Raw genomic sequence first — 12,054 nt, forward strand, 5'->3', positions numbered from 1 at the left:
GTAGTTTTTGGTTTTCGCTTGAAACGATCGGTCAGCACCGCTATGCCTAGGGGTGGGGACAGGGGAGGAGTCGATGTTCGAATGTCGCCTGCTCGGCAGCGTCGAGGTCCGCGTCGATGGCCGTCTCGTGGACATCGGCCCTCCCAGACAACGGTGTGTCTTCGCGGTGCTTGCGGTCGAGGCCAATACAGCGGTGTCCGTTGATCAGCTCATCGACCGGGTCTGGGCTGATCATCCACCGCTGCGCGTGCGCAGCTCGCTCCACAGCTACCTGACGCGGCTGCGTCGCGCACTCCGTTCGACCGGGATGCGCATCATCCAGCGGTCGGGCACGTACGTCCTGGCCGTCAACGAGCAGGCGATCGACCTGCACCGGTTCCGCGATCTGATCAGCCAGGCTCGCGCCGAGGCCGATGACGAACTCGCGTTCGTCCTGGCTGAGCAGGCCCTGGAATTGTGGCGCGGTGAGCCGTTCGCCGGCCTGGACACGCCTTGGCTGGTGGGCGTGCGCACCGGCCTTGAGCGAGAACGAGCCACTGCCCGACTCGACCACATCGACGTTGCGTTGCGCTGTGGGCAGCACGCCCGACTGCTGCCCACACTGTCCACATTGGCCGATGAGAACCCGCTGGACGAACGGCTTGCCGGGCAACTGATGCTCGCGTTCTACCGCACCGGACGCCAAGCCGATGCCCTGGCGCACTACCAGTACACCCGGCAGCGCCTGGCCGAAGAACTGGGCACCGACCCCTGTCCCGACCTCCAGCAGCTCCACCGGCACATCCTCGCCGCTGATCCGAGTCTGACGTTGGTGGCGGCAACCGGAGCCCGTGCGCGCGGCCAGCCGCCCCTCGCTCAACGGCCGCGCACCAACCTGCGTCCCGCGCTCACTGAGTTGATCGGCCGCGATGGAATGGTGGCCGAACTGCGGTCACTCTTGCGGACCGCCCGTCTGGTCACCCTCACCGGGCCGGGCGGGGTGGGGAAGACCCGATTGGCGTTGGAGGCCGCGTCGCAGCTGGTGGACGAGCTCGCCGATGGCGTGTGGCTGGTCGAGCTCGCCGCTGTCGACCGTACCGGCGGGCCCGGGGTCGCCGGTGAGGTGCTCGCAGTGCTCGGGATCCACGACACCGATCCGGGACCGATGCTGGACAAACTCGCGGTCGTGCTGTCCACCCGGCAGGTGTTGCTGGTACTGGACAACTGTGAACACCTGATCGAGTCCGTTGCTGAGCTGGCGGAGAAACTCCTGCTGGCCGCACCGGACCTGCGAATCCTGACTACCAGCCGGGAGCCGCTCGGCATTCCCGGTGAGGTGGTCTGGGGTGTTCCAGCGCTGGATGTGCCGGATCCGGCCGACACAAGTGATCTCGACCGGTACGGCGCGGTACGGCTGTTCGTGGCCAGGGCCGCCGCGGCGGCACACGGGTTCGCACTCGACGCTGGAAACCGGGCGGCCGTGGCGCAGTTGTGCATCCGGCTTGACGGAATCCCTCTGGCACTTGAACTCGCGGCCACCCGCGTACGGACGGTCGGCGTGCACGGGCTAGTGGAACGGCTCGACGACCGGTTCCGCCTGCCGGCCGTCGATCACCGGGGCACGCCCGCACGACATCGGACGCTGGCTACTGTGATCGACTGGAGTTGGCAGTTGCTCACCGAGCCCGAGAAGGCGGTGCTGCGCAGGCTGGCCGCGCACAGTGGCGGGTCCACAATGGATGCCGCCGAGGCGACCTGTTTCGCGGCCGACGTCCCCGCCGCCGATGTGATGGACCTGGTGACCCGGCTGGTCGACCGTTCCCTCGTGGTCATGGTCGACCAGCCGGGCGGTCCGCGGTTCCGGCTGCTGGAATCCATCGCGGCGTACGGCGTCGAACGGCTACGCGAAGCTGGGGAACTCGACGAAGTGCGCGCTCGGGTCGCCGAGTACTACGCGGATCTGGCCGTCCAGGCCGACTCGTCGCTGCGCGGCCCTGAGCAACAACAGTGGTTACGGCGGCTGGACGCCGAATCACCCAACATGTACGCCTGTCTGAACATTGCCATCTCCACCGGTGCAGTGGACTGCGCGCTGCGCATGGTGAACGCGTTGACCTGGTACTGGTTCCTGCGTGGCCGGCTGGCCGACGCCCGCCGGTCACTGGCCGCGACGCTGGCCGTCGTGCCGCCTGCCAGTGGGAACACGACTGCGGAGCACAGCGCACGGGCATACACAGCGCATGCCGCGATCACTTTGCTGCAAGGCGATTCCGCCGGCTGGGCGGCCCGGCGGCAGGCTGTCCTCGACAGGTGCGATGGCATCGCGGACACTGACACGAAGGCCAGGGCGCAGTATTTCCTGGCCCTCGCCGAGGCCGAAGTCGGCAACGTGGACGGCGCCGAGCGGCTGCTGGCACAAACGCTGGACGCCTTCGACAAGACCGGTAATCGGTGGGGGACGGCAGCAGCGCTGGCCACGCGGGCGAAACTGGCCCATACCCGAGCAGACACCACCGCGCTGGAGCGCGACGGAACACGCAGCGCCGAACTGTTCCGGACGCTTGGTGACCGATGGGGCTTGCTGCAGGCGACAGAGTGGCTCGGCGGACTGGCCGAGATGACTGGGGACCATGAGCGGGCCACCCGGCTGTATCAGGATGGGCTGCACCTCGCCGAGGAGTTCGAACTGTGGCCCGCAGTGGCCCGGCACCTCAGCTGGCTCGGGTGGATCGCGCTCGAGTTGGGCGACCACATCCGTGCGCGGGAGCTGTGCGAAAAGGCGATGCATTTGGCCATCCAGCAGGATTCCCAGCCCAACATGGTCTTCGCCGAACTGGGGCTGGGTTTCTCGGCGCGGCGGGCCGGAAAACTCGACATCGCCGAGACCCACCTGCACAACCTGATTGAGTCAGCCACGCGTCAGACCGACGGCCCGCACGCGATGCACGTCGCCATGGTCCTGGTCGAACTAGGGCTCATCGCCGAGTCGCGTGGGGACCCGGAGACGGCGCTCGGACTGCATCTAAAGGCGTTCGACGTCGCCCACCAACGCGGCGACATCCGGGACCTCGCCTTCGCGACAGATGGACTGGCCGGAGCCCTGGCAATGACCGGGCGGCATGTCGACGCGGCCCGGCTGCTCGGCGCTGCGGCAGCGTGCCGTCTCACCCTCGGCCTGCCACTGGCGCTCGATGAACGGGAAGATGTCAATCGAATCACCGCCGCGGTACGCGCGGCCCTCGGACCAGACCAATTCGCCGCCGAGTTCCACCACGGCCACCAAGCCGGCGCCGTCAGCCTCCGAGCCACCCTGCCACCCACGGGCCGTCTACGGCCGACCTGACAACCAGACGCCTCAGCCGCCGAAACAGGCGAACGCAAGCCAACGCACTGTGGTGGTGTCCATTTCGCTTGTCGTGTCGTCGTGGGACCACCAGACCGTGGTCGCGGTCAGCGCGACCACGACACCTGCGGCCACGAATCTGCGTTTTTCACTATCAAGCCCCCACTCGAGTTGCTGAAACGAACCTCGCTGGGGGAGTCTCGTGAAGCTGCCTTCAAACCCCTTCAACCCGGTTTGAAGATTTGCTGGACCGGCAGGGCAGTGGCGGCGTGAGTCCTTTGTGGATAGGGCAAGCCGGGGTTGGGCTAGGTGCGGGCCTGTTCGGCGTGAGCTCGTTTGAGCAGTGCCATGAGTTTCTCTTCTTCGCGGATGCGGGCACGGTATTTCTCGGGCAGTTGCTTCAGCTGCTCTTCCTCTGCGCGCAGCTTGGCGTAGATCTCCGCGCGCAGCGCGGGGTCGTTCTCGACCTCGCAGTACTGCAGGGCGTGTCGTCGTGCTTGGGCGATGACGTTCTGCGCGCGGCCCCATGTGCTGGTCAGTGAGGCGATGACGGTGATGAGCAGGACGCCGAAGATGACGGTCAGCGACAGGCCGGTGCTGATCTCGGCGACGTTCACCGGTTGGCCGTTGTTGATGAAGGGCACGTTGTTCTCGTGCAGGGCGTGCAGGATGAGTTTGACGCCGATGAACGCCAGGATGGTGGCCAGGCCGTAAGCCAGGTAGACCAGCCGGTCGAGCAGGCCGTCGATGAGGAAGTAGAGCTGGCGCAGGCCGAGCAGGGAGAACGCGGTGGCGGTGAAGACGAGGTAGACGTTCTGGGTCAGACCGAAGATGGCCGGAATGGAGTCCAGGGCGAAGAGCAGGTCCGTGCCGCCGATGGCGACCATGACCAGGAGCATCGGGGTCATGACTCGCCGGCCGTTCTCGAGGGTGAACAGTTTGTCGCCGTCGTAGCGATCCGAGGTGTGGAACAGTTTGCGGGCCAGGCGGACCATGAAGTTGTCCGCGGTGCGGTCCTCGCTGCCGCGCGGTTTGATGAGGTTACCGGCGGTGATCAGCAGGATGAGCCCGAACAGGTAGAAGACCCAGGCGAACAGGTTGATCAGTGCGGCGCCCAGTGCGATGAAGCCAGTCCGGGCGATGAGGGAGAACACGATGCCGAACAGCAGCACCTTCTGCTGGTCGGCCCTGGGAACCTTGAAGCTGGCCATGATCACGAGGAAGACGAAGAGGTTGTCGACGGACAGCGCCTTCTCGGTGACGTAACCCGCGAAGTACTCGAACCCCATGGTCTCGCCGCCGAACAGCCACACGCCGAACCCGAACAAGATCGCGATCCCGACGTAGATGGTCGACCAGATGGCGGCTTCACGCAGCGTGGGCACGTGTGCTTTGCGGACATGGGCGAAGAAGTCGAACAGCAGCAGCCCGATGATCCCGACGACCGTCAACACCCAGACAACGACTGGTACGTCCACGCGCTACCTCCTGGTCCGCACAGAGTGGTGTCCAAACGTGACGCAAGCCCGCCGGCGCCCCGGGATACCTCAGCATCGGCAGGCCGCAACCGCAACCGGACCTGCACGACGCTCACACGAGTCTGAGTCCCGATCACGTCCTTGCGCTGCATCCGCTCAGAGCGCGGCCCGCGCCCCGGTGCCACGGCGCCGTTGAGGTAGCCCTGGCTGTCGGTCGACGTGTGCTCGCCGGCGAAGTGCACACCGCCCTCACTCCTCGAACGCGGCCAGAGTCTCCCGCACGATCGGATCGGGCGCCCGTTGGTGTGGTATGCGTAGCGGAGCGTCCGCCGCGGTACACGAGTGTGTCCGAGGGGCGTTGTGCACTATCCACACGGCTCATTCTCAGTCGTTCGTCTTGGGGTGACGCCGCACGGAGGTTTCGCGTCAGCTGCCGCTGATCGTGTGTTTGGGTGCCGTACCGGCGAACACGAACGCCGCGATGGCGAGGCCGATTGAGGCGATCGCGAGGAGCCAGCCCAGGAGACGCCGGTTGCGGAAACCGATGACCCCGGAAGCGATTCCGAGTCCGCTCAGGCAGAACCCGATGATCGCCTGTGTGCTGCTGGTTCGGGTGATCCCGATCAGCGTCGCGACGGCGATGACGCAACCCATCGTGCCCAGCCCGGCGATCCATTCACGTACTTTCGCGAGCAGGGCGCTCGCGACTCCGTCCTCTTGCACGACCAGTCGTCCTGTCTGTCGGGAGTTAGCGTCGGCGAATGCCACGGAAGATGGGGCCGTCGTCGTTCGGATCGTCGTTGTCGTCGTTGGGGGCACGATGTCCAGGCGGTGTGCTTCGTCTATTCCAGACAGGATGGCCGACTGACTCTCCTGGTAGAGCCTGTTGCCCTTCATGTAGCGCTCCACTTACGGTCCGAAGCCGATCCGACCGGGCAGCGTAACGGAGTGGGCAGGAAGAACCAGACCCGGCGAGGTTCAGGTGCCGCTGGCGGCGAGTGAACGCTTCACCGCGCCGGTTGCGGCGGTGAGCGCTGAGGTCGCGGTGGGCCAGTCGATGGTCTCGTTCCAGGATCCCATCACCGCGACGGCGAAGGTCCGGGACGCGATTCGGACCAGGCCCGTCGTGTTGAGCACCCGCCGCCTGTCGGAGCGGCCCCAGCCCTGCTTCATCGCCCAGTCCGCGTCTGGGAACGCGCGGGGGATGCCGAAGTGCTGGTCGAAACCGTCGGCGGCGCTGCGCGGGGCGCTTTCCATCGCCTCGGTGAGGAAGTCACGTTCCTCTTCGGACAGTCCCGCTGTGATGTGCCGGTAGACCGTGATGACGTCGGTGGGCGACATCCGGGTGGAGCCCCATTGGCCAGCGTCGGTGGCGGGCGAGGTGTGCGCGAGGCCCAGCTTCCGGGCCTGCCGCCGGACGATTTCCGGCCCGCCGTGCTGTTGCCACAGGCGGCTGGCGACGCGATCGTCGCTGGCAGCGAGCATGTCCTGGACGGCCGTCGCTTCGCTGCCCGAGGGCACTCCGGAACGGTCGATCAGGTCGAGCGCGATGAGCAGCTTCACCACGGACGCGGTGGGTTGCGCCTGGTCGGCTTTCCAGCTCAGCTCCACCGTGCACGCCTCCAGATCGACGACCGCGATCCCAAGATGGGGGTCGTTCCCGTTGCGCAGCAACGCGTTCCTGGCTTCGGCGATGTCGCTTGCGTGCTTGTCCGCCGCTGCGGCCGGAGTCGAGATGCACCCGGCGTGCCAGTCATCAGAGTCGTTGTTCAGGGCAATCGCGGCGAGCAGACCTCCCGTCAGGATGAGCGCGGCGATTCCCGCGCGTACCTTCACCGTATTCAGTTTCTTGAGCAACGGTCCACCTCCGCCGGACACGCGAGCAATCCGAAGCTATCCAGGACGGGGATCGCGGGTATCGGCCGATGAGCCGGTTGATGTGGGCCAACCAGCGGGAAATCGCGCCGGAGCGGGCACGCGTATCGGCCGGATGACCGATACACGCAGCCAGACGTACCACGGTGTCCGCGTGTTGGACGTGGCTTTTGGGCAGCGGATCTTTGGATCGCAACCTGCGTCACCGGCTGTCGTCAAGCTGTCAGGAACGCGCTGCGGGTACGCCAATCGATCGACGCCTTTCGCGAATCTTTCGACTGTGGCTGATCACCTGGACGCGCCGGTGATCTCCGGTGAAACGACCCTGTTCGAGGAGGCCCATGATGGCGTACGCGCCACCGCTGCGGTGGACCACTGCTGCTCTGATTGTCTTGTCTCTCACCGGTTTAACCGCCGTCGAGGGGGCGTCGGCCGCTCCCGCACCACCGGCCAGCACCTCGTCGCACAAACCGAACCTCAACGCCGCCCCCGAGGTGATCGCCACCGACATCCAGATGCCGTGGGGCCTGGCAATTCTGCCTGGCGGCGACGCCCTGATCACGGAACGGCAGACAAGCCGCATCCTGCGCATCCGGCAGGGGCACGCGCCTGAGCCCATCCGCACCATCCCTGACGTGTACATCCCGGGAGGTGACGGCGGATTGCTCGGCCTGGACATCTCACCGCGGTTCGCTCAGGACAACCTGGTGTACGTGTTCTTCACCGCCGTCGGCGGCGAGTCCCGCATCGCCCGGTTCAAACTGGACTCCGACGAACCTCTTGAGGTCATCCTTGCCTTCACCCGCGGGGAGAGCCACAGTGGCGGGCGCCTGAAGTTCGGTCCGGACGGCATGCTCTACGCCACCGTCGGCGATGGTCACCTGAGCGGAAGCTCGCAGGATCTCACCAACCTCAACGGCAAGATCCTGCGCATCACCCCGGACGGCCGTCCCGCGCCGGGCAATCCGTTCCCCAACTCTCCCGTTTGGACTTACGGTCACCGCAACCTGGAGGGCCTTGCCTGGGACGCCCAGGGCCGGATGTACGCATCGGAATTCGGCGAGGACGCCGTCGACGAGATCAATCTCATCCGTCCCGGCCGCAACTACGGCTGGCCGATGGTGGAAGGCTTCGGGGACACCGACAACGGCCGCCTCACCAACCCGCTGATCACTTTCCCCACCGCCGACGCGTCCCCTGCGGGCATCGCGATCTCGGGCAACACGCTCTACATGGCAGCCCTGCGCGGCGAACGACTGTGGACGATGCCACTGGTCAAGGGGCGCATCGGTCAGCCGACGGAACACTTCCAAGGGGTCTACGGCCGTTTGCGGACCGTTGAGATCGCCCCCGACGGTGCGCTTTGGCTCACCACATCGAACCACCCGCGCCAGCCTCGCGAGGGCGACGATCGCATCCTGCGGTTCCCCGCCCGCTGACCGGAAGTGTTGCACGCCGCGGGAAAGCGGCGCCTCGGCCACAGGGCAGGAATCACCGGACGACGAGCATCGGCGTCGTGGGTTGCCGCCCTGTGGCCGGGCTGCACGGGGTCAGCAGTGTGCACGTCAGCTTCCTGCCTCGGCCGGCCAGTACTTCTCGCGCAGGCGGCGCTTGAACAGCTTGCCGGAGTCCTCACGCGGCAGACGTTCCTCGAACACCACGACCTTGGGCGTCTTGTACTTGGCCAGATTGCGCTGGACATGCGCCCGCACGTCCTGCGCCGTCACGGTCGCATGGGGGAGCAGTTCCACGTGCGCTGCCAGCGCCTCGCCGAACTCCGCGTCCGGGATGCCGAACACCGCCACGTCCGCGACACCCTCCAGCCCCTGCAGCGTCGCCTCGATCTCCGCAGGGTAGATGTTCACCCCAGCCGAGATCACCATGTCGTTGAGCCGGCCGCTGAGATGGAGAAAACCGTCTTCGTCGACCCGGCCGATGTCGCCGAGGGTGTAGAAACCGTCGCCGCCGTCGATGGCACGTCTCTTGTCGTCATCGCCGAGATACGTGAAGTCCGGCCAGAACGACGGAGAACGGCCGTAGATGACGCCTGTCTCGCCGACCGGAACCTCGATCATGTCAGGACCGACGATCTTGATCGCCGCGTCCGCGACCGGCGCACCCACCGTGCCGGGGTGCGCCAGCCACTGATCGCTCGTGCAGGCAGTCCACGCGCCGCCCTCCGATCCGCCGTAGTACTCGGTGATGATGGGACCGAACCAGTCGATCATCGCCCGCTTGACGTCCGGCGGGCAGGGAGCTGCTGAGTGCGAGACGTTCTCCAGCGAGGACAGGTCGTATTTCGACCGAACGTCCTCTGCCAACCGCAGCAGTCGCGTGAACATGGTCGGCACCATCTGCGCGGCGGTGACCCGGTGCTCCTCGACGGTCCGGAGGAACTGCTCCGCGTCGAACCTCGGCATGATCACGAGATTCATGCCCATGGCGAGCGCGAACGTCGCGGTTACGTTGGGCGCGGTGTGGTAGAGCGGCGCGGGGATCACCGCGGTGCCGCCGGGCCGGAAACCCACCACCTGGCGCATCATCTCGGCGATCTCGCCGACCTTCTCGGGCGCGATCGGGTCGCGCAGCACGCCTTTCGCCAGTCCTGTGGTGCCCGATGTGTAGATCACTGACATGGGCGGGGTGAGGACCGGCTCCGCTGGCGGTTCGTTGTCCTCGATCATCTCCTCGGCGGTCGGATACCGGCCGCTCGGCACCACCACCTCCAACGCGTACTCCGCGATGACCTCCGCCGGAACCGCGACCTCCACGATCCGCAGCCACTCCGGTTTCTGCGCCTCCACAACCGGAACGAGGTCGGAGTGCACCAACGCCACTTTGGACTGGCTGTCGCTGAGCAGATGCCGTAAATCGGCGCCGGTCCAGTGCCAGTTCACCGGCACGGGGACCGCTCCGATGAGCGACGCGGCGAACGTGGCCTCGAGCATGCCAGTCTCGTTGCGCATCACGATGGCATACCTGTCTCCGGGCTCGACACCCATCCGCTGCAGGCCCGACGCCAGACGAGCCGCGCGTTGTTTCATCTTGGCCACAGGCAAGACGCGTCGACCGGAGATGACCACGGGTTCGGTCACTTTTTCTGCCTTTCGTGAACTACCAAGGGAATTTCACAGGGAACGCGCGACCTCGTTGGCTCCGCCGCTACACCCAGCTGTAAGACCGTGCACGAAGCCAGGACTCGTAGTGGTCGAGTACGGTCTCCTCGGCCGGCCGGTAGGTGATGCCGAGTTCTTCCACGCTCCGGTGGTTGTCGACAAGGAAACGGATGCCGAGGTGTTTGCGGATGTAGTCCTGTGTCAGCCCGAAACGCGGGCCGAGGATGCGTACGGCGAGATCGGGCACCGGGTGGCGCGGGATGAGCAGGCGGCGTGGGTGCTTCGCGCGGATGATGCGGCCCATCTCCAGAAAGGAGATCATCTCCGGGCGCGCGAGGATGTAGCGCCCTGACGCGGCGTCGTTCTCGGCGGCGTTGATGTGCGCGGTGGCGACGTCTCGCACATCCACGAGGGTGAAGCTGAATCCGGGCGCACCATAGAAGAAGTAGCCGTTCATCAGTTCGTTCATCAGGAACAGGCTGCCTGAGTGGGAACTCGGCGTGAACGAGGGCCCGAGTACGAGGCCCGGGTTGATGGTGACGAGCGACCAGCGTTCCTGCCGCGCGGCGGTGTCCCAGGCCGCACGCTCGGCGACCGTTTTGGCGTAGTGGTAAGGGTTGTTCTCCAGTGTGCTCGTTGTGTTGAAGTACTCTTCGCTGAGCGTCTGGTCCTTCATGCCGAGTACGTCGATGTAGTCGCCGAAAATCGCGCCGACGGTCGAGGTGAGCACGACCCGCCGCACCGTGGGCGTGCGCTCCACGCTCGCGAGCACGTTGCGCGTTCCTTGCAGCGCCGGTTCGAGCACGTCAGTGCGCCCGTCCTTGATCTTTTCGGGCATCAGGAACGGCGAGGCGACATGGAAGACGTGGCGGCACCCGCGCATTGCCGCGTCGAAAGAGCCGTCGGTGAGCAGGTCGGCCTCGAACAGATCCAGCCGGCCGGGGAATTCCGCTTGCATCCGTTCCAGCGGCGCGACCTTCGCCGAGTTGCCGAGACGCCGCACGGTGCTGTGCACGGTGTAACCACGTTCGAGCAGTTGCCGAACCAGGTGGCTGGCCACGAACCCGCTGCCGCCGGTCACCAAGACCGTCGTCTCACCCATCCATGCCTCCGCGCGAAGGAGTCCACACCATGCTCAACCTAGGAACAGAAGCGCGAGTCGACAATGGCGTGCGTGGCAAGTTCACTTTTCTCACGGGGAAAGGCCGAGCCGGTGATCCGGTCCGGTAGTCGTGCGGTGAGGTGCTCAAGCATGCCCCTTCGGTCCATATAGGACGGTACCGTGGGACTCGGCAATTTTTCGCCAGTGGGCGCACTGTGATAACCGTCTACCGTGAACGCTTGCTGTCCGCCCTCCCGCGGAGCCGAATCCGGGTTCGCCGGAGCCACGCCAATGTCCCAAGACGGGGACACGGTGGGCATGGTGTTGCTGCCGGGTGGGTCGTTCCTGATGGGCACCGATGACGCCGAGGGATTCCCCGAGGATGGAGAAGGACCGGTCCGTGAGGTGACGCTGGCGTCCTTCTGGATCGACGCCTTCGCGGTCTCCAACGAACGGTTCGCTCGGTTCGTCGACGATACCGGTTACGTCACTGACGCGGAACGCTTTGGCTGGTCGTATGTCTTCGCTGGTCTCCTGCCCGCGGCACTGCGGCGGGGTGCACCGCGGCCGGACGAAGCGCCGTGGTGGTGCGGAGTGAGCGGTGCGTATTGGCGTGCACCCGAAGGGCCGGGGAGCGGACTTGGCGGACGAGCAGACCATCCCGTGGTCCATGTGTCGTGGCACGACGCAGTTGCGTACTGCCGCTGGGCGGGCACACGCCTGCCCACCGAAGCCGAGTGGGAGTACGCCGCACGCGGTGGCCTGGTGCAACGCCGCTATCCGTGGGGCGACGAGCTGACTCCGGACGGCGAACACCGGTGCAACATCTGGCAGGGCAGGTTCCCCACTCGCAATACCGCCGAGGATGGCTACAGGTCGACCGCACCCGTGGATGCCTTCCCGCCCAACGGATTCGGCTTGTACAACATGGCGGGCAACGTCTGGGAATGGTGTGCGGACGCATGGCGTGCCGACCATCCGGCGAAGGTCATGCGCGGCGGCTCTTACCTGTGTCACGAGTCCTACTGCAACCGGTATCGCGTCGCGGCTCGGACTTCGAACACCCCGGACAGCACCGTCGGCAACCTGGGATTTCGCTGCGCCCGGGATGCGGGTTAATTTTTCCGGGTTATTGACAATAACCCGAGGCGGTGGGAACAC

Annotated in this window: 9 protein-coding genes; 3 read left to right on the top strand and 6 right to left on the bottom strand. The window is 66.0% G+C overall.

What is annotated here, in order from left to right; translation table 11 throughout:
* Window positions 1–73: 73 nt before the first annotated feature.
* Entirely contained in the window at window positions 74–3,322 is a 3,249-nt protein-coding gene (locus B9C43_RS37215) for an ATP-binding protein (RefSeq protein ID WP_084431539.1), read from the top strand.
* Between the two features lie 12 nt (window positions 3,323–3,334).
* Here the strand turns inward: B9C43_RS37215 and B9C43_RS59710 are convergent, their stop codons facing one another.
* From B9C43_RS59710 to B9C43_RS37230, 4 genes are all read right to left on the bottom strand, one after another.
* A complete protein-coding gene (locus B9C43_RS59710; protein ID WP_268811604.1) occupies window positions 3,335–3,457 on the bottom strand; it encodes a hypothetical protein in 123 nt (40 codons plus the stop codon).
* Between the two features lie 170 nt (window positions 3,458–3,627).
* Window positions 3,628–4,800, bottom strand: a complete 1,173-nt coding sequence (locus B9C43_RS37220) for a TerC family protein (protein ID WP_084431541.1) — start codon at window positions 4,798–4,800, stop codon at window positions 3,628–3,630.
* A 426-nt stretch (window positions 4,801–5,226) separates the two neighbouring features.
* Window positions 5,227–5,523 carry a hypothetical protein gene (locus tag B9C43_RS55955; protein ID WP_143446868.1) on the bottom strand — a complete coding sequence of 99 codons (297 nt, stop codon included), beginning with the start codon at window positions 5,521–5,523 and terminating at the stop codon, window positions 5,227–5,229.
* Window positions 5,524–5,778: 255 nt separating this feature from the next.
* The gene (locus B9C43_RS37230) at window positions 5,779–6,657 is read right to left on the bottom strand and encodes a serine hydrolase (protein WP_084431930.1); all 879 of its coding nucleotides are present in this window, start codon (window positions 6,655–6,657) and stop codon (window positions 5,779–5,781) included.
* A 362-nt stretch (window positions 6,658–7,019) separates the two neighbouring features.
* Between B9C43_RS37230 and B9C43_RS37235 the strand changes: the two genes are divergently transcribed.
* A complete protein-coding gene (locus tag B9C43_RS37235) occupies window positions 7,020–8,114 on the top strand; it encodes a PQQ-dependent sugar dehydrogenase (protein WP_084431932.1) in 1,095 nt (364 codons plus the stop codon).
* 126 nt (window positions 8,115–8,240) lie between these two features.
* Here B9C43_RS37235 and B9C43_RS37240 read toward each other — a convergent pair whose 3' ends face one another.
* Both B9C43_RS37240 and B9C43_RS37245 read right to left on the bottom strand, forming a co-directional pair.
* Entirely contained in the window at window positions 8,241–9,770 is a 1,530-nt protein-coding gene (locus B9C43_RS37240; RefSeq protein WP_084431544.1) for an AMP-binding protein, read from the bottom strand.
* 67 nt (window positions 9,771–9,837) lie between these two features.
* Window positions 9,838–10,893: an NAD-dependent epimerase/dehydratase family protein gene (locus tag B9C43_RS37245; protein WP_084431546.1), complete on the bottom strand. Its 1,056-nt coding sequence runs from the start codon at window positions 10,891–10,893 to the stop codon at window positions 9,838–9,840.
* A 291-nt stretch (window positions 10,894–11,184) separates the two neighbouring features.
* Between B9C43_RS37245 and B9C43_RS37250 the strand changes: the two genes are divergently transcribed.
* Entirely contained in the window at window positions 11,185–12,012 is an 828-nt protein-coding gene (locus tag B9C43_RS37250) for a formylglycine-generating enzyme family protein (RefSeq protein ID WP_084431547.1), read from the top strand.
* The last annotated feature ends 42 nt before the right edge of the window (window positions 12,013–12,054 follow it).

The organism is Kibdelosporangium aridum, assembly GCF_900176515.1.
GTDB lineage: Bacteria > Actinomycetota > Actinomycetes > Mycobacteriales > Pseudonocardiaceae > Kibdelosporangium > Kibdelosporangium aridum.